The following is a 19366-nucleotide window of genomic DNA, read 5'->3' on the forward strand; positions in this document are numbered from 1 at the left end:
ATATGTTTAAGAAGTTCATTAATTACTGCAAGGCTTGTTACGACGAACTTGCGCATAAAACTACTTGGCCGACACGTGCTGAACTTACACATAGTGCAATGGTTGTATTATCTGCTTCCCTAGTCATTGCTGCTGTTGTGTTTGTTTTTGATTTTATATTCCAGCACGCTATGGATTTCGTTTATCCGGGTTAAATCGTTAGGAAAATGGCAGATACAAATAAGAAATGGTATGTCCTTCGTGCAATAAGTGGTAAGGAGGCAAAGGTGAAAGAATACATCGATGCTGAACTGCGACAGAATGCGAAGCTTGCTGAGCGTGTCTTTGAGGTTTTATTACCGAAGGAAAGTCACGCATCTTTGCGTAATGGAAAGCGCATAGTTACTGAGAAGCTGAGTCTTCCCGGTTATGTGCTTATTCAGGCCAATATGAATTCGGAAACCGCTTCGGTGCTCCGGTTTATGCCTAATGTTCTGGGATTTCTAGGTGGAATGTCTGAACCTACTCCTGTTCGTCAGGCTGAGGTTAATCGCCTTCTTGGTAATGTTGAAGAAACTGAATTGGAAGATATTCAGGATATTCCTTACACAGTTGGCGAGTCTGTTAAGGTTACTGACGGTCCTTTCAGTGGTTTCCACGGTATCATCGAAGAGGTGAATGCCGAGAAGCACAAGCTGAAGGTGATGGTTATGATTTTCGGACGTCAGAATCCACTCGAGCTAAGTTTTATGCAAGTCGCAAAAGAAGAGTAAGTATTGTTACGAATACTGCTTTCTTTTATAATTTTAAATTTTAAATATTAACAAAAATGGCTAAAGAAGTAGCTGGATTAATCAAATTACAGATTAAAGGTGGCGCTGCAAATCCTTCCCCTCCCGTAGGTCCTGCATTGGGTTCTAAGGGTATCAACATTATGGGTTTTTGCAAGGAGTTCAACGCCCGTACCCAGGATAAGGCTGGTAAAGTATTGCCAGTTGTCATCACTTACTACAACGATAAGTCGTTCAGCTTTATAATCAAAACTCCTCCAGCAGCAGTGCAGTTGATGGAAGCAGCCAAGATTAAGAGTGGTTCTGGCGAGCCTAACCGCAAGAAAGTTGCATCAGTAACTTGGGAGCAGGTCAAGACTATTGCAGAAGATAAAATGGCAGATCTCAACTGTTTTACAGTAGAGAGCGCAATGAAGCTTATCGCTGGTACAGCACGTAGTATGGGTATTACCGTAAAGGGTGACTTCCCCGGTTAATAATTTTAAACTTCAAAAGTAAAAATGAGTAAACTGACAAAAAATCAGAAATCAGTAGCTGAGAAGGTTGAACTAGGAAAGGCATACACTTTACAGGAGGCATCATCACTTGTTAAGGAAATTACCACAACAAAGTTTGACGCTTCACTTGATATCGATATTCGTCTCGGCGTAGACCCACGCAAGGCTAACCAAATGGTTCGCGGCGTGTGTACTTTGCCAAACGGTACCGGTAAGACAACACGTGTGCTTTGCCTCTGTACACCTGATCAGGAAGCTGCCGCTAAGGAAGCTGGTGCTGATTACGTTGGTCTTGACGAATACATCGAAAAGATCAAAGGAGGATGGACAGAAATTGATGTAATCATCACGATGCCATCTTGTATGGGTAAAGTTGGTCCTTTGGGACGTGTACTCGGTCCACGCGGTTTGATGCCAAACCCTAAGAGTGGTACTGTAACAATGGATGTTGCTAAGGCAGTCAAGGACGTTAAGTCTGGTAAGATTGACTTCAAGGTAGATAAGGCTGGTATTATTCACACATCAATCGGTCGTGTAAGTATGACGCCTGAGCAGATTTGCGGTAATGCAAAAGAGTTCATTTCTACTGTTGTTAAATTGAAACCTGCTGCAGCTAAAGGTACATATATCAAGAGTATCTTTATTTCTAGCACAATGAGTAAGGGTATCAAGATTGATCCTAAATCAGCTGAATAACTCTAAAAGTTTTGTAAAATGAAGAAAGAAGTAAAAGATACAATTATCGCTGAACTCGGAGCGAAACTGAAAGAATATCCTCATTTCTACCTTGTAGACGTTACAGGTTTGAATGCAGAGGCTACCAGCAACCTCCGTCGTAAGTGCTTCAAGAGCGAAATTAAAATGGTTGTTGTGAAGAACAATCTTCTCCACAAGGCATTCATCGCATCTGATATTGATTTTGAACCTATGTACGGTTCTTTGAAAGGCAATACTGCTGTTATGTTCACACAGACAGCTAACGTGCCTGCAAAACTCCTGAAGGAATATAAGAAGGAAGGCATTCCTGCACTCAAGGCTGCATACGCTGAAGAGTCTATTTTCATCGGAGCTGACAAACTCGAAGAACTGGCAGCACTCAAGAGCAAGAACGAACTTATCGGCGACGTTTTGGCATTGCTGCAGTCTCCGGCAAAGAACGTTGTTTCTGCTCTACAATCTGGCGCAAACACCATCCACGGTGTGCTCAAGACTTTAGGCGAGCGTCCTGAATAAATTATAAAGTCAAAAGTTACAGTTTATAAAGAATTAAAAATAAATATTTAGAATAAAATGGCAGATATTAAAGCTATTGCAGAAGAGTTGGTAAACCTCACTGTTAAGGAAGTAAACGAGTTGGCAACAGTCCTCAAGGACGAGTACGGAATTGAACCTGCTGCTGCGGCAGTTGCAGTTGCTGGTCCTGCAGCCGGTGCTGCTGCTGGTGGTGAAGCTGCTGCTGAGAAGACTGACTTCGACGTAGTTCTCACAGACGCTGGTGCAAGCAAACTCAAGGTTGTTAAGGTAGTTAAGGAAGCTTGTGGTCTTGGCTTGAAGGAAGCTAAGGACCTCGTTGACGGCGCACCTTCTACATTGAAGGAAGGCGTTGCTAAGGACGAAGCTGAAAACTTGAAGAAGCTCATCGAAGCTGAAGGTGCTAAGGTTGAGTTGAAGTAATAAAACTTCAAGGTGATTTATGATTCAAGCAGACTGCTTTTAGTTTAAATCACGAAAGAAACAATATGGTTAGGATTTACCAAGTAGGTGAGTCCTAACCTTTTTATGTCTTCTGACATTTTATTTCAGGATATTGAGGTCTGTTGAATAGATGCTCGTATTCTTTTTTAAAAACAATTTATGGCAACAGAGAATAAACCCAGAGTAAACTTCGCCAGTGTGCAAAGTCCGTACCCTTATCCGGATTTTCTTGATTTGCAGTTGAAATCGTTCAAGGATTTCTTGCAGTTGGATACACCGCCTGAAGAACGCAAGAATGACGGTTTGTATAAGGTTTTCGTTGAGAATTTCCCTATCACCGATACGCGTAATAATTTCGTTCTTGAGTTCTTGGATTACTATATTGATCCGCCACGCTATACCATTGATGAATGCTTGGAGCGTGGGCTGACTTATAGCGTACCTTTGAAGGCTAAGATGAAACTGTACTGCACGGATCCGGATCACGAGGATTTCGGTACATTTATTCAGGACGTATTCCTTGGCACTATCCCGTATATGTCAAGCAATGGTTCCTTTATTATTAATGGTGCTGAACGTGTAGTTGTTTCACAGTTGCACCGTTCTCCCGGTGTGTTCTTCGGTCAGGGTGTACATGCTAATGGTACCGTACTTTACAGTGCGCGTATTATTCCTTTCAAGGGTTCTTGGATTGAGTTTGCAACCGACATCAACAATGTGATGTATGCTTACATTGACCGTAAGAAGAAGTTGCCGGTAACCACGATGCTTCGTGCGATTGGTTACGAAACAGATAAGGACATTCTCCAGTTGTTCGACCTTTGTGAAGAAGTAAAGGTAAATAAGAAGAACATCAAGGCAGTTCTCGGTAGAAAACTTGCCGGTAATGTGATGAAGAGCTGGAACGAGGACTTCGTTGATGAAGATACTGGCGAATTGGTATCTATTGAGCGTAATGAAGTCGTTATTGACCGTGAAACAGAAATCACGGAGGATAATATTGATATTATTCTTGAAAGTGGTGTATCTTCAATCTTGTTGCACAAGGACGAGGATGCAGCTAATAAGTTCTCTATTATCTTCAACACGCTTGCCAAGGATCCGAGCCACTCTGAAATAGAGGCCGTGAACTATATCTACCGTCAGCTCCGCAATGCTGATGCGGCTGATGATGCAAGTGCGCGTGAAGTGTTCCAGAACCTGTTCTTCTCAGATAAGCGTTACGACCTTGGCGAAGTAGGTCGTTACCGTATTAACAAGAAGTTAGGTCTTGACACGGATATGGATACGCGTGTCCTGACTAAGGATGATATAGTTGAGATTATCAAGTATCTCATTAATCTTATTAATTCAAACGCTACTGTCGATGATATCGACCACTTGTCAAACCGTCGTGTCCGTACAGTAGGCGAGCAGTTGGCAAATCAGTTCTCTATTGGTTTGGCTCGTATGAGCCGTACAATCCGTGAACGTATGAATGTACGCGACAATGAAGTGTTCCAGCCAACGGACTTGATTAATGCGAAGACTATTTCCAGCGTTATCAATTCATTCTTCGGCACAAATCCTCTGAGCCAGTTTATGGACCAGACAAACCCATTGGCGGAGGTTACGCATAAGCGTCGTCTTTCGGCTCTCGGTCCCGGTGGTCTTTCTCGTGAGCGTGCAGGTTTCGAGGTTCGCGACGTACACTATACGCACTATGGTCGTCTTTGTCCTATTGAGTCTCCTGAAGGTCCTAACATCGGTTTGATTTCTTCACTCTGTCTCTATGCAAAGATTAACGATCTCGGTTTTATTGTTACTCCGTACCGTAACGTTGCAGATTCCAAGGTTGATTTGGCAAACGAGAACGTTGTTTACCTCACGGCTGAAGAAGAAGAAGACAAGCTCATCGGACAGGGTAATGCTCCTTTGAATCCTGATGGAACGTTTATCCGTACATTCGTTAAGTGCCGTCAGGATGCAGACTATCCTGTGGTAGCTCCGGGCGAAGTGGATTTGATGGACGTTGCTCCTCAGCAGATTGCATCTGTCTCTGCCGGTTTGATTCCATTCTTGGAGCACGATGACGGACACCGTGCGCTGATGGGTTGTAATATGATGCGTCAGGCAGTTCCATTGCTTCATAATGATGCACCTATTGTAGGTACAGGTCTTGAAAAGCAGGTATGTGAGGATTCACGTACAATGATCACTGCCGAAGGAGATGGTGTTATTGAATATGTTGATGCAACAACAATCCGTATTCTGTATGACAGAACAGAAGATGAAGAATTTGTAAGTTTCGAGCCTGCATTGAAGGAGTACCGTATTCCTAAGTTCCGTCGCACAAACCAAAATATGGTTGTAGACCTTCGTCCAATTTGCGACAAGGGGCAGCGTGTTAAGGCGGGAGACATCCTGACCGAAGGTTACGCAACCGAGAATGGCGAATTGGCACTTGGTAGAAACCTTCTTGTGGCTTATATGCCTTGGAAGGGCTATAACTATGAAGATGCTGTCGTTCTTTCAGAGCGTATGGTTCGTGAAGACGTGCTTACTTCTGTTCACGTTGATGAATACTCACTCGAGGTTCGTGAAACAAAGCGTGGTGTTGAAGAATTTACAAACGATATTCCTAACGTAAGTGAAGAAGCTACAAAGGATCTTGATGAGAATGGTGTTATCCGTATCGGTGCTCGTGTAGAACCGGGCGATATTATGATTGGTAAGATTTCTCCAAAGGGAGAGAGCGACCCTTCACCGGAAGAGAAGTTGCTTCGTGCAATCTTCGGCGACAAGGCTGGCGATGTTAAGGATTCTTCTTTGAAGGCAAACCCATCATTGAGTGGTGTTGTTATTGATAAGAAGTTGTTTGCCCGTGCCATCAAGACACGTGAGAGCAAACGTCAGGACAAGGCGATTCTTCAGAAGATTGATGAGGAGCACGAAGCAAAAATCAATGATTTGAAGGATATTTTGGTAGATAAGCTCCTTTCTTTGACAGAAGATAAGGTATCGCAAGGTATTAAAGACTACTCAAATGCTGAAATCATTACCAAGGGCAGCAAGTTTACTGTTGCGGCTTTGAAGAACCTTGATTACGAAGGTATTCAGTCAAGTGGTTGGACTGAGAACGAACATACAAACTTCCTTATCCAACAGTTGATTATGAACTTCATCCGTAAGTACAAGCAGATGGATGCTGAATTGAAGCGTAAGAAGTTTGCTATTACCATCGGCGACGAACTTCCATCGGGCGTACTTCAGATGGCTAAGGTTTATATTGCCAAGAAGCGTAAGATTCAGGTCGGCGATAAGCTTGCCGGTCGTCACGGTAACAAAGGTATCGTTTCCAAGGTTGTTCGTACGGAGGATATGCCGTTCCTCGAGGATGGTCGTCCTGTCGATTTGGTATTGAACCCGTTGGGTGTGCCTTCACGTATGAACCTCGGTCAGATATTCGAGGCTATCCTCGGTGCTGCCGGACGTACTCTTGGTGTTAAGTTTGCTACACCTATCTTTGATGGTGCGAAACTCGACGACTTGAAGGAATGGACCGACAAGGCAGGCTTGCCACGCCTCTGCTCTACCTATATGTATGATGGCGAAACTGGTGAGAAGTTCGACCAGCCGGCTACCGTAGGTGTAACCTACTTCTTGAAGCTCGGTCACATGGTTGAAGACAAGATGCACGCACGTAGCATTGGTCCGTACTCTCTTATTACACAACAGCCACTTGGTGGTAAGGCACAGTTTGGTGGTCAGCGTTTCGGAGAAATGGAAGTCTGGGCTATCGAGGCATTCGGTGCTTCACACGTTCTTCAGGAAATCTTGACTATCAAGTCCGATGATGTTGTAGGCCGTTCTAAGGCATACGAGGCCATCGTGAAGGGCGAACCTATGCCGACACCGGGTATTCCAGAGTCGTTGAACGTATTACTTCACGAACTCCGTGGTCTTGGATTGAGCATCAAACTTGATTAATTTGAACACCCCAAAATTAAATAAAAATGGCTTTTAAGAAAGATAATAAGGTTAAGAGTAATTTTAACAAGCTCACTATTGGTCTTGCTTCTCCAGAAGAAATCCTTGAGAACTCTTTTGGCGAGGTAACCAAGCCTGAAACTATTAATTACCGCACCTACAAGCCTGAACGTGATGGTTTGTTCTGTGAGCGCATCTTCGGTCCTACAAAGGATTATGAATGTGCCTGTGGTAAGTACAAACGTATCCGTTATAAAGGAATCGTTTGCGACCGTTGTGGTGTTGAGGTTACAGAAAAGAAAGTGCGCCGTGAACGTGCCGGACACATCGAGTTGGTTGTGCCGGTTGCTCACATTTGGTATTTCAGAAGTCTTCCTAACAAGATGGGTTATCTGTTGGGTCTTCCGACAAAGAAGCTCGATGCAGTGGTTTATTACGAAAAGTATATCGTAATCCAACCGGGTGTTGTGGAAGGAATGAAGAACGCCGATTCTGATGAAGAACTGAACGGTTCTCATAAGTTCGACCTCTTGTCAGAAGACGAATATATCGACATTATCGACAACAGACTTCCGGAAGGAAACGAACGTCTTGAAAACAGCGACCCGAAGAAGTTTATTGCCAAGATGGGTGCAGAGGCTATCTATGACCTCCTGATGGACATCGACCTCGACAGACTGGCTGGCGAACTCCGCGACCGTGCTACAACAGATTCAAGCCAACAGCGTAAGACTGAAGCCTTGAAGCGTTTGCAGGTTGTAGAGGCATTCCGTCAGTCGCAGGGCGTAAACCGTCCGGAATGGATGATTATGAAAATTGTCCCTGTAACGCCTCCGGAACTGCGTCCATTGGTGCCGCTTGATGGTGGTCGTTTTGCAACTTCAGACTTGAACGACCTCTATCGTCGCGTTATCATCCGTAACAACCGTTTGAAGCGATTGATGGAAATTAAGGCTCCCGAGGTTATTCTCCGTAATGAGAAGCGTATGCTTCAGGAAGCCGTAGACTCACTCTTCGACAACAGCCGCAAGTCATCTGCCGTCAAGAGTGAAAGCAACCGTCCTTTGAAGTCTCTTTCCGATTCATTGAAGGGTAAGCAGGGACGTTTCCGTCAGAACCTCCTCGGTAAGCGTGTTGATTATTCTGCTCGTTCGGTTATCGTTGTAGGTCCTGAATTGCAGATGGGCGAGTGCGGACTTCCTAAGTTGATGGCAGCCGAACTCTACAAGCCGTTCATTATCCGTAAGCTCATCGAGCGCGGTATCGTGAAGACCGTGAAGAGTGCCAAGAAGATTGTAGACCGTCGCGAACCGGTTATCTGGGATATTCTTGAGAATGTGATGAAGGGTCATCCTGTTCTCTTGAACCGTGCTCCTACACTTCACCGTCTCGGTATTCAGGCATTCCAACCTAAGATGATTGAAGGTAAGGCTATTCAGTTGCATCCGTTGGCTTGTACGGCGTTCAATGCCGACTTCGACGGCGACCAGATGGCTGTCCACCTCCCATTGAGCAATGAGGCTGTTCTCGAAGCTCAGGTGCTGATGCTTCAGAGCCACAATATCCTGAATCCGGCGAATGGTGCTCCTATTACCGTTCCTTCACAGGATATGGTGCTCGGTCTCTACTATATTACCAAAATCCGTCCGGGTGCAAAGGGTGAAGGTCTTTCTTTCTACGGATCAGAAGAAGCAATTATTGCCTACAATGAAAAGCGTTGCGACCTCCACGCACAAGTGAAGGTGGTCGTTGATGACTTGGTAGACGGCAAACTCCAGAAGCGTACCGTGGAAACATCTGTTGGTCGTGTAATCGTTAATCAGATAATTCCGACAGAAGTAGGATTCTTCAACGGCATCATTTCCAAGAAATCTCTCCGTGGTCTTATTGCCGACGTAATCAAGGCCGTAGGTATGGCACGTGCGTGTGCATTCCTCGATGGCATTAAGAACCTTGGTTACCGTATGGCTTACGTTGCAGGTCTTTCGTTCAACCTCGACGATATCATTGTACCTGCCGAAAAGGTAGACATCGTAGGCAAGGGTCAGGAAGAGGTTGATCAGGTAAAGGCTAACTACGAAATGGGTTTCATTACCGACAAGGAACGTTACAATCAGGTTATTGATGCGTGGACACACGTAAACAATAATTTGAAGCAGAGTGTTATGAAGCACATGATCGAGGACGATCAGGGTTTCAACGCCGTGTATATGATGCTTGATTCGGGTGCCCGTGGTTCTGCCGACCAGATTGCACAGTTGGCAGGTATGCGTGGACTGATGGCCAAGCCTCAGAAGGCAGGTGCTGAAGGTGCGCAGATTATTGAAAACCCAATCCTTTCTAACTTTAAGGAAGGTATGTCGGTGCTCGAGTACTTTATTTCTTCACACGGTGCCCGTAAGGGTCTTGCCGATACGGCTATGAAAACTGCCGATGCCGGATACCTCACACGTCGTTTGGTAGACGTTTCTCACGATGTTATCATCACGGAAGAGGATTGTGGCTCACTCCGCGGTTTGGAATGCCGTGCATTGAAGAGCGGCGATGAAATTGTTGCTTCATTGTACGAGCGAATCCTCGGCCGTGTATCTGTTCACGACGTTATACATCCGACAACTGGTGTACTCATCGTTGCTTCAGGCGAAGAAATCAACGAGGCTAAGGCTAAGGCTATCGACGAGTCTCCGCTTGAAATGGTTGAAATCCGTTCTGTGCTCACTTGCGAAAGTAAGAAGGGCGTTTGTCAGAAGTGCTACGGCCGTAACCTTTCTACTGCCCGTATGATTCAGTTGGGCGAAGCGGTCGGAGTCATTGCTGCTCAGGCTATCGGTGAACCCGGTACACAGCTTACACTGCGTACATTCCACGCCGGTGGTGTTGCAGGTAACGCTGCTGCCAATGCCTCTATCGTTGCCAAGAACGACTGCCGTATCGAGTTGGAAGAAGTTCGTACTGTACCATTTATTGATGAAGACGACAAGAACTGCGAAAAGATTGTCAGCCGTCTCGGAGAAATCCGTTTCGTAGACACAAATACTGATATCGTACTCCTCACAGACAGTATTCCTTATGGTAGCACACTCTACTTCAAGAGTGGCGACAAGGTAAAGAAGGGCGAACTCATTGCTAAGTGGGACCCGTTCAATGCCGTTATCGTAAGCGAATATGCAGGTGTTCTGCGTCTGCACGATGTAATCGAAAATGTAACTTATAAGGCTGAAACCGACGAGGCTACCGGTCTTACGGAGCGTATTATCACTGAATCACGCGATAAAACGAAGGTTCCGACGGTAGACGTTGTCAAGATTGGTGCCAAGAAGGGTGCCGACGGTCAATATGCACCTGAAGACATTCTCGGTACATACAACCTGCCGGTGGGCGGGCACCTTGAGCAGATTGTTCAGGACGGTGCAGAAATCAAGTCGGGTACTACACTCGTTAAGATTCCTCGTTCAGTCGGTGGTGCAGGTGATATCACCGGTGGTCTCCCACGTGTAACCGAGTTGTTCGAAGCCCGCAACCCATCCAATCCGGCTGTCGTTTCTGAAATCGACGGTGAGGTAACAATGGGTAAGGTAAAGCGTGGTAACCGTGAGATTATCATAACCTCGAAGACCGGCGAACAGCGCAAGTACCTTGTAAGTCTCGCTAAGCAGATTCTCGTACAGGAACACGATGCTGTGCGTGCTGGTACTCCACTTTCCGATGGTATTACTACTCCGGCAGACATCCTTTCCATCAAGGGGCCTACTGCCGTTCAGGAATACATCGTTAATGAAGTTCAGGACGTGTATCGTTTGCAGGGTGTGAAAATCAACGACAAGCATTTTGAGATCATCGTGCGTCAGATGATGCGCAAGGTTCGTGTCGACGAGCAGGGCGATACCACATTCCTCGAGCAGGAATTGGTTGATAAGCTCGACTTTGCCGAAGAGAACGACCGTATCTGGGGCAAGAAGGTTGTAACAGACCCGGGAGATTCAGAAAACTGCTACAAGGGACAGATTATCTCCGTTCGCAAGCTGCGTGATGAGAACTCCAGTCTCAAGCGTCGCGACCTCAAGCTCGTTCAGGTTCGTGATGCCGTTCAGGCAACGGCAACACAGATGTTGCAGGGTATTACCCGTGCTGCCCTCGGAACAAAGAGCTTTATGAGTGCCGCTTCTTTCCAGGAAACAACCAAGGTGCTCAACGAAGCTGCAATTCGCGGCAAGAGCGATATGCTCGAGGGTATGAAGGAAAATGTCATCTGCGGCCACCTTGTGCCTGCCGGTACCGGTCTCCGCCAGTGGCAGAAGCTCATTGTTGGTTCCAAGGAAGAGCACGTTCGCATCGAAGCAAACAGAAAGAACGTTCTTGACTTTGCCGACAAGGATGTCAGCGAATAATGGAAACGGCTGACTAATATTAGTTGGTACATATAAGAAGGTCCGATTGACACATTGTCAATCGGACCTTTTTTGTTTTCCTTCTCTTCTGAAGTTAAATCAATTAGCATTTGTCAAAATGATAGTCTTGATAAGTCAATGATTCTCTTTTAGAGATATTGTTATAGTCTGATTGTGCAAAATCTGACTTTATAATAATTAGGAATGATCATTAAAAAATCTGATATATATAGAAAGTTTATCAGATATTCATATAGTTTGATTTTCTGCAAAAATATACTTTTCTTCAATCTTGAAAGGCTCTGTAAGTAATGTTTTATCAAAGAAGCATAATTGAATTTTATCAACTTTCCCTAACATCATCTTTTTACCGGGAAATTTTATGTCGATATCTTTGTAGGTTTTTGGATTGGGCCAAGCCCTAATAGCTTTGTATTTAAAGGTATCGAGATTCTTTAAATATGAAAGTACTACTGGAACACTTATTTTCTTAAGTCCTCTTTGTTCCAAAATGTATCTTGCACATTCTACAAATTCATCAAAATGCTTAGAGACGCCTAATAAATCATATAATAATGGAGAGTGTTGGTCGTATGTTGTTTTACAGATAATATACCCTTTTCTCTTATAGACAGAATTCCCCCACCAATGGGCATCTGTTATTCTAGTATCCCAAAAGTAGTAACCCTCACCAAGCCACGGCTCCTTAATTCCATCTTTTAAGGAACCGTCAGGGTTGCATTTGGAACAGAAATATGGTCCGTGGCGTTCAACTTCTGCTTCATTTTCACGGTATTCAAGAGTTTGAAATATTTCCGTACGTAGCATATCGTTATTCTTCAATAACCTCAGTATGTTTTTTCAAATCGTCTGTAAGTCCCATAAGATTGATAGTAGGCAAAACTACTGGTCGCACGTTTGCTTGTAGAGATAGGGTGCTGACGAATGCTCTGATGTATGGAAATATTATGGCAAGGCTATTTGGATAAAAATAATCAGGTATGTCATTTATAGATACGTTTTTATCAAATGTAAAGAAAGCCTTGCACGAAACTTTTACAACCTCTGTATTTGATTCTTTGCATTCTATTACCACGTCAAAGTCTAGTTCATAACACGTCTTCTTCACAAAGAACTTTCCTTTGGGAGTAAAAGATACATTCAACTCGGCTTCATCGGGAATATTGAAATCTAAAGATGCCTTGGTAAAATGATATGAGTCGAATTTAAATGCTGTTTTTTCCATTTTTTTATTTTATGCTGCTAAACAATACAAGGCATCGGCTGCTATTTCATTATTGGTTATAGCTGCTGACACGTCAAATTTATGTGCCTCTGATTTCTTTTCCAAAATTGAATACGATACCTCTATACCAAAACTTTTCCTTACAAAGTTTGCATATTCAAAGACATCAGGACCTATCTCATTAAGATATTCCCTATCTTTCCAATCACTATCTAGTATCTCTTTTGGTGTATTTTCAAAATATTTTTTTAGACTTTCAAGAAGATTTCCCATAACTGAATTCGTTTAATGATTGTTGAAATTTTCTTTATACTGCTATTCAAAGTACAAAAGTACAAAAAATCCATAGTATGCAAGTGCTTTTACTTGTTTTGTTACTTGTGTATATGAAGATTTAACATTAGTGTAGCATAAAATGCCGTCATAATGTTTTTTTATTTACTTTTCATAATCCCTGTTTGCGTATCCCTGTGGTTGAGCCGTCTGTCGATAGCTTTATACTTCCGTCCGTATTCCAGTTTCCACGATACATTGAAGTTGATGAGATTGCCGTAATCGCTCCCACGCATTCTGATGTCCTTCGACACATACCGGTTCAGGATATTCGTGTGCTGCATCTGGGGATGCGCCATCAGGGGATTCTGCCAATAGAGCGAGAGAGTCAGGTTGCCCGTTCTGTAACCTGCTCCTACATAGATGGCTGCTGCCTGATGCGACATCGTTTCTCCCTCCACGAACTTCCAACCGTTGTCGGCGTATGCGCTTACCGACCATTTGCCCAGATACGCCTCGATGCTTGCCGAGAGGTTATAAGCCGTGAGATAATGTTTGTAGTCGAAGCCTTTGTTCAGGAATCTGAAGAGCATAATATTCGTGGAACACGCCAGTTTCTCGGGAATCAGGTCGTATCGGAAATAGTTTCCGGCATAGAACATCTCTATCCTTTTCTGATTCAGTTGTGAATAGAGAAACTGATTGTCCGGAGTCCTTTCATAGTGCGACATATTCGGATTGGAGTTGTTGCGATAGTGAATGCTCAGCATATTCGTCAGTCGTGGCTTGTATAGTTCCAGCGACAGCGTATGGTTCACCACCTTGTTCGGCTCTATGTTCGGATTCCCCACACGCCATTCCCTGCTGTTTTCGCGGATTCTCGTGTTGCTGATCATCGCTATTTTCGACAGATGTTCGTTGATTTCAAAAGTGTAGCGAAGGTTCAGGCTTGGCGTAAGAGAATAGCCCAACGAGAATTTCGGACGGAAAAGCCAGTAGTTGTATCTGTCTTTCGCCTGCCGGTATCGGATGTTTGTAACGCCGAGCCCGGCCACATAAGATAGCTTCTCCCAATTTCCTTTTGCTTCTCCAAACAGATAGTACTGCTGATTGTGCATCTGATTCAGCGAACTCACGTCGCCCGAATATTCATTTCTCGTGTATTTTATGTCGTGTTGCAGACCGAGCGAGAGCGTGAAAGATTTCAACTGGTTTTCGTAGATGGCTTCCGTGTGAAGCGACCACGTTCTGCCGTCCACGGAAAAGCGATAGGGAACACCTTCGTCCTGAAACACCTTTCCTTTGGTTGCAATGCTCGTCCCTACTGCATTCGCCGTAATGCTTTGCCGTTTTCCCAGTTTATGGTAGAAATATAAATCCAGCACAGGCGTGAAACTTCTTTCGCTTTCCCATTGGTTCGTCAGTTGTTTCGTCTGTCCTTCCGTGAGCAGCCTGAGTGCGTCGTCGCCCGGGCTGTTGTTCAAATCCGTTGAGAAAGCAGCCTGAAACACGTAATTCGCAGAATCAGCCAAATTGTATTTCATTTGCAACGAGTTGTTGAAATACCGTGCCCTGTTGCTTACGGTGGTTCTTTCCACCTTGTAATGCGTATTGTCGTTCAGCAGATAGTCGGCTTTCTCGGTATAATCGTTTCCCTTGAAATCCTGATACCCGAAGTTGTAGGTCAGCGCAAATTCGGAATCCTTATGGTTCAGTTTTCCGTAGGCGGTATTGTTGCCATTTACGGCAGACAGCGAATTGCTCAAGTCCACTCCAATCACTCCGCCACTGTCTTTTCTCATCGTCCTAATGTTGATTACATACCCGATGTCCTGACCATAGCGGACGCCCGGATTGTCGATGAAATCGATGTTTTTTACAAGTTTCGGGTCTAAAGTGAGCAAATCTTCCTTGGCTGCAATCGTTCCGTTTATGCGCAACTGTACGCTTCCGTTATTTCCTATTGCCGTGATGGTGTGCAGTACATTATCAACGCGAATGCGGGGCAGAGCCAATTTTGAGAGCAGACTATATCCGTTCGTGGCAGCTTCCCTCTGTGCCGTTGAGGGAATAATCAGTTTTCCGTCGGGCTTTGCTATGATTCTCGCCTGTTCAATGGTAATCTCTTCCATTTCCACCGACTTCTGAACGGTCTTCAGGCTGTCGTTGTTGGAAGGATTCTGGTTTTGTGCATTGACATTCATTGCCATTGCCATAGTGGTAAATAAGATAATCAACTGTTTCATCTTTATCGCTTTTATTGGTTGCGGCAAAGATAAAAAATAGTGGGAAAAGTATTCAAAAATCAGTCTGACAACTGTCTGACATTCGATGAAATCGCAGTTTATTCTCCAATTTGGGATAGGAAAACAATGAAAACTCTCACAGAAAGCACAGGCTCTCTCCTCATTCCTGACCACAGAGAGGGCGAAGCCTTCAAGGATGACACAGATGCCTGATGGAAAGATTGAGCATTTATCCTGCAGCAGACGTTTACATAAAGAAATCTGTGGGTTTCTTGAAGGCTTTGCCTTCTCTGTGCCTAAAGCCTTCTCTGTGCTTCTGTGAAGTCTGTGAGAAGTTTAGAAAAATGAAGGCTGAATATTTTCAGAAGTATCTTGTGCCGCCTTGATTCAGTCTTATCCCGAACGGAAATAGTTTATCGTCTCTCCAGTCTATATTCTTTTCCCCTCTCGTTCACGATGCTTACCTTTCCCCGTTCTTCCAGTATGGGTTTTATTCTGCGAATCAGCGTGTAGAGCGTTTCGGACGCATCGGGCTTCTTAGGCCAGAGGCACTCGCAGATTTCCTGTTTTGAAACCGAATAGTTGCTTTTCTTGAAGAACAGCCGCATCAGCTCGGTCTGCATCGGAGTCAATGAAATAGGAGAGTTGTTCAGGTCGCAGAACACACACGTTTCTTCGTTATAAATCAATCCACCGAAAACGGCCTTTCCCCTATGGTTCTTCTTGACAAAGAAATACGATGCAGATAGCCAGACGAGAGCAAGCAGAAGGAGGAAAGAACTCAGCTTTTGATCGGACAATCCCCATATCGTGGCAAAACTGCAAGTGGAAACGCCCTGAAAGGCAACAGACTGACTGCCGTTTCCTTTCCATTCTATTTTCTCGCTGCACAGAGCCTTCGGCGTGGTGTTCTGTGCATACGATACGAACGATTCGTCTTTCAGGGCTTCTATCTTCAGGTTGTTCCTGTAATTTATGATTGTATCGGGCGTTATCCACCTGTCCTGTTGGCTTTCCATCGTCAGTTCCAATGCCCGGTTCATATCGTCGATGATGCTGACCTTTGCAGCATTGTAGCTGTCGAGGCTTGTAAGGCCTGCCGAAAGCACGAGAATAAGGAATACAATGATAGAATGATAAGGTTTCATAAGCAGTCTCGGTTGAATTGGTTTACGGATAGCAAAGTTAGGAAATATTCCTTTAAATTCCAAGCATTTTTATACAAGAAAATTGTATATGCAGCATTGTTATCCTACTGTGCGATGATTGCCTTGCATTCTTGCGATAACTGCAAGGCGTTTTTACGAAGAATGGAGCGCGTTTTTCGCAAAAATGGAGTGGAGTTATAAATGCTTGATATTCTGATGTTTATAGATTGGAAATCTTTTTCTTTCCCTTGCATATTTATGCAAAGGGAGAAATGGAATCTCTGGCTTTGTAAAAGCTGAAGCCGTAGCTGGGCGGATGATGAGGGAACGATGTAGCAGCAAAAGCGCAGAAATATCAAAGATTTTGCAGTGTCCCTGATTAAAAATATTTAAAAATACATCTTTATTGTTAAAAATGTTAAACGGGGGCGAAGTTAAATAATTACAACTATTTTTACACTCCATTTAACTTAACTTGACTCAATAAATCAGAAAGAAATGATATTTTATCATTGCGAAAACGATTTGAGTGAAAGCGAAATTAGAGAGGATAAGTTTATAGAATTAATCATTATAATATAAAGAAAAGATGAAAAAAAAGTACATTAAACCAGAAGGCAGCTTGACGGTTTTGAAAATGGAGGGATTGTTGTATTCTCATAGTATTGACAAAGTTAATAATGATCCTAATAATCCTAAACCGTCGGACGAAATCGTTGATCCAAATACTGCCGAAGGCAAGCCTTTTAGTGGTTTCGATTATCCGGAATTTGAGGATTAAAGCAGGCGTATCTCTGTTCTTAGTAAATTGGAGTCAGACCATATATCGTATTTCATAGAGAGTAATAAAATAGGGATTCTCTTTCTGCAAATGTCCTGCTGCATCAACTGATGTTTTGGAGTGGGAAAGAGAAAACAAGACTGACATAGAAGTTATAACAAAATCAAATAAGTAATGAATAAAGTATTATCAAGAGCATTTGGAAAAATAATGCTCGCTGTGCTTTTTTTAGGCATATCATATTCTGTTGAAGCTAAATTGCCGGATGGTGTCATCAAATTTGCTTCATCAGCATTGTTGGGAGGAAACTTAGATGAATTCCCAGAAGGAACTACGTGGTATAGAATTAACCTCGACGGCTATCCACTTTCTGCCAAGTATTATGTAAGTATCACGGGTGGTTTTGGACACGCTTTTTCAATGGACGACGATAGATATAGTCAGGATGATAATGACCTTTGGTGTGTTGTGGAATATCAGCCCGGTTCAGGTTACTATTATCTTCTAAATAAGAAAATGGGACCGAAGTTATTTTTAACTTCGTATGGTACATATCAACAAGTTTATCCGAATATGGACAAATATGATAAGAATGCTTCCTGTTTTTATATGGACTATTTTGCACCTTCTGACCAAGATAAACAGCCTACCATCTTGATAGCAAATTATAAGAATTCTTCTGAGTTTTTGGGTAGAATGTCATACCAAAGCAATGCCACGGTCAAGGATTTCTGGTTGGCAAATACGCAGCATGGTATTACGACAGGAGGAGGAGCAAATGCCGCATACAAAGATCCCAAAACCCATTTCCACTTTTTCGAAGTCCCGGTTTTAACCGATAAGGAAAAAAATCAGGCGGAAGCCTATATTTCAAGCCAAAAGATGGTGGGTGGTTTCCCAAGCGAAAATGTGAAGGAATTGGAAATAGCTTATAAGAATTACAAGGACAAGCCAAACAATCCGGAAACGGTAGAGAAGCTGCGCATAGAACTCAAGAAACTGATTGAGGACAAGGAGCATCGCATCAAGTTTGCTCCGGGCTACTATCGCCTCCGCAATGCCGACCGCAGATTCAACGGCAAGACTGGACGTGTGATCTATACCGACTATGAGGGCAAGATTAAGTGGGGACTGTCTGACTCCACAAAGGTAGACAAGTTCTGGGAAGTAAAGCAGGTAAGCGGAACTTCCTATACGGTGCAGAACCCTAACACGGTTACCAACATCACTTCTGCAACCAAGGGTTTGCAGACATCGGGCAACCTCACGATTGAAGAGTTGAGCATCGACGATTATCCCGGCCACTTCAAGCTCTCAGGACAAGGCGAGGTGTTGCACGCTGCGGGTCATTCTACGGGAGAAGGCAAAGCCGGCGAAGTTATTAACTATACATACAATTCTGGGGATATTTCTTTTGAATATGAAAAGGGTGGACAGAAAATCAACATAGATCAGGCGTCTGTTTGGTATCTCGAGCCTATCACGTTTATCAACATTCCTGTAAAGAAACGCTATTCCACATTCTATTTCCCATTTGCTGTGGAAGTGAAGCTGAGCGGCAAACTCACACAGAATGGTTTCTACATCTACAAGCCGGTGAAGGAATATCCATATTTGGTAAAGGTGCAGGCTGTTCCGAGAGAGAGCGTTCTCCCCGCAAAGGTGCCTGCCATCTTCGAGTCGGAAGAGGTTTATCAGTCTGGAGAAGCCAAGACCTTCAGCCTTCCTATCAAGTTCGGTTACACCGAAACGATGGAATCGATAGACGGTGGTATCTGGCAGGGAACGCTCGTGCCATCGCAGCAGCCGGAAGGCATCTATATAATGAAGACCGGCAGTCAGGGCTCTGCTTTCTATCGCACAACGATGGCGGGAAAAGTGCCTGCCAACAAGGTGTTCCTCAAGAATACTGCTGCCGCTGCCGGCGCAAAAGATTATTTGTCCTTCAGTGTGGAAGACAGAAACACAACCGGCATTCAGAGCATCGGTGAGCTGAGTGTTGCCGAAGAAGTGGGCGGGCAGAAATACTACGACCTTACCGGTCGCCGCGTAATGAATCCCCGCAAGGGAATCTACATCAACGCACAGGGCAAGAAAATTATCTTTAAGTAAATAAAGGAGATTTGTTACTTTACAATCAAGAAGCCTGAGTTTGGAATAAGCCTCAAACTCAGGCTTCTCTGTAAATGTACTTTCTTCCTCGCATCTTATATTAGCTACACCTTATGTTATATACTCGACTATTATATACCCGAACTCGAGATAAGATTTCAGGTATATTTCTACATAGGTTCGGGAAAGTGGGTGTGAATCTGGTAAATCTGTGAGCGAGAGCCTTTTCAATTTATCCCGA

At 43.9% G+C, this 19366-nt stretch carries 16 protein-coding genes; 11 read left to right on the plus strand and 5 right to left on the minus strand.

The window, feature by feature from the left end:
• Positions 1-2 precede the first annotated feature (2 nt).
• The 8 genes from secE to rpoC all read left to right on the plus strand — a co-directional run bounded on the left by secE (position 3) and on the right by rpoC (position 11319).
• Positions 3-194, plus strand: coding sequence for a preprotein translocase subunit SecE (gene secE / locus P150_RS0109965; protein WP_028897550.1), 192 nt, complete (start codon positions 3-5; stop codon positions 192-194).
• 12 nt (positions 195-206) lie between these two features.
• Positions 207-752, plus strand: coding sequence for a transcription termination/antitermination protein NusG (gene nusG / locus P150_RS0109970; RefSeq protein ID WP_028897551.1), 546 nt, complete (start codon positions 207-209; stop codon positions 750-752).
• A 56-nt stretch (positions 753-808) separates the two neighbouring features.
• Complete coding sequence (gene rplK, locus P150_RS0109975; protein WP_028897552.1) at positions 809-1246, plus strand: 50S ribosomal protein L11; 438 nt, start codon at positions 809-811, stop codon at positions 1244-1246.
• A 24-nt stretch (positions 1247-1270) separates the two neighbouring features.
• On the plus strand, positions 1271-1963 hold the full coding sequence (gene rplA, locus P150_RS0109980; RefSeq protein ID WP_028897553.1) for a 50S ribosomal protein L1: 693 nt from the start codon (positions 1271-1273) through the stop codon (positions 1961-1963).
• An 18-nt stretch (positions 1964-1981) separates the two neighbouring features.
• Complete coding sequence (gene rplJ, locus P150_RS0109985) at positions 1982-2500, plus strand: 50S ribosomal protein L10 (protein WP_028897554.1); 519 nt, start codon at positions 1982-1984, stop codon at positions 2498-2500.
• Between the two features lie 57 nt (positions 2501-2557).
• Positions 2558-2941 (plus strand): 50S ribosomal protein L7/L12, encoded by a 384-nt coding sequence (gene rplL / locus P150_RS0109990; RefSeq protein WP_028897555.1) that lies wholly within the window; start codon positions 2558-2560, stop codon positions 2939-2941.
• Positions 2942-3121: 180 nt separating this feature from the next.
• On the plus strand, positions 3122-6931 hold the full coding sequence (gene rpoB / locus P150_RS0109995) for a DNA-directed RNA polymerase subunit beta (RefSeq protein ID WP_028897556.1): 3810 nt from the start codon (positions 3122-3124) through the stop codon (positions 6929-6931).
• Between the two features lie 26 nt (positions 6932-6957).
• Positions 6958-11319 carry a DNA-directed RNA polymerase subunit beta' gene (gene rpoC / locus P150_RS0110000; protein ID WP_028897557.1) on the plus strand — a complete coding sequence of 1454 codons (4362 nt, stop codon included), beginning with the start codon at positions 6958-6960 and terminating at the stop codon, positions 11317-11319.
• A gap of 249 nt (positions 11320-11568) precedes the next feature.
• On the opposite strand, the gene P150_RS0110005 is transcribed toward rpoC, so the two are convergent.
• The 4 genes from P150_RS0110005 to P150_RS0110020 all read right to left on the minus strand — a co-directional run bounded on the left by P150_RS0110005 (position 11569) and on the right by P150_RS0110020 (position 15084).
• Positions 11569-12162 carry a hypothetical protein gene (locus P150_RS0110005; RefSeq protein WP_231477599.1) on the minus strand — a complete coding sequence of 198 codons (594 nt, stop codon included), beginning with the start codon at positions 12160-12162 and terminating at the stop codon, positions 11569-11571.
• Positions 12152-12565: a protein-export chaperone SecB gene (locus P150_RS0110010; protein WP_028897559.1), complete on the minus strand. Its 414-nt coding sequence runs from the start codon at positions 12563-12565 to the stop codon at positions 12152-12154. Before P150_RS0110010 ends, P150_RS0110005 begins: the two co-directional genes overlap by 11 nt.
• 9 nt (positions 12566-12574) lie before the next feature.
• A complete protein-coding gene (locus tag P150_RS0110015; protein ID WP_028897560.1) occupies positions 12575-12838 on the minus strand; it encodes a hypothetical protein in 264 nt (87 codons plus the stop codon).
• Positions 12839-12999: 161 nt separating this feature from the next.
• Positions 13000-15084, minus strand: a complete 2085-nt coding sequence (locus P150_RS0110020; protein WP_028897561.1) for a hypothetical protein — start codon at positions 15082-15084, stop codon at positions 13000-13002.
• Positions 15085-15123: 39 nt separating this feature from the next.
• Between P150_RS0110020 and P150_RS17625 the strand changes: the two genes are divergently transcribed.
• The gene (locus P150_RS17625; protein WP_155952995.1) at positions 15124-15297 is read left to right on the plus strand and encodes a hypothetical protein; all 174 of its coding nucleotides are present in this window, start codon (positions 15124-15126) and stop codon (positions 15295-15297) included.
• 200 nt (positions 15298-15497) lie between these two features.
• Here the strand turns inward: P150_RS17625 and P150_RS0110035 are convergent, their stop codons facing one another.
• Positions 15498-16232 carry a helix-turn-helix domain-containing protein gene (locus P150_RS0110035; RefSeq protein WP_028897562.1) on the minus strand — a complete coding sequence of 245 codons (735 nt, stop codon included), beginning with the start codon at positions 16230-16232 and terminating at the stop codon, positions 15498-15500.
• Between the two features lie 589 nt (positions 16233-16821).
• On the opposite strand from P150_RS0110035, the gene P150_RS0110040 reads away from it, so the two are divergent.
• Together P150_RS0110040 and P150_RS0110045 are read left to right on the plus strand one after the other, a co-directional pair.
• The gene (locus P150_RS0110040) at positions 16822-17013 is read left to right on the plus strand and encodes a hypothetical protein (protein WP_028897563.1); all 192 of its coding nucleotides are present in this window, start codon (positions 16822-16824) and stop codon (positions 17011-17013) included.
• 174 nt (positions 17014-17187) lie between these two features.
• Positions 17188-19125 carry a hypothetical protein gene (locus P150_RS0110045; RefSeq protein ID WP_155952996.1) on the plus strand — a complete coding sequence of 646 codons (1938 nt, stop codon included), beginning with the start codon at positions 17188-17190 and terminating at the stop codon, positions 19123-19125.
• Positions 19126-19366 lie beyond the last annotated feature (241 nt).

Source organism: Prevotella sp. HUN102 (genome assembly GCF_000688375.1).
GTDB lineage: Bacteria > Bacteroidota > Bacteroidia > Bacteroidales > Bacteroidaceae > Prevotella.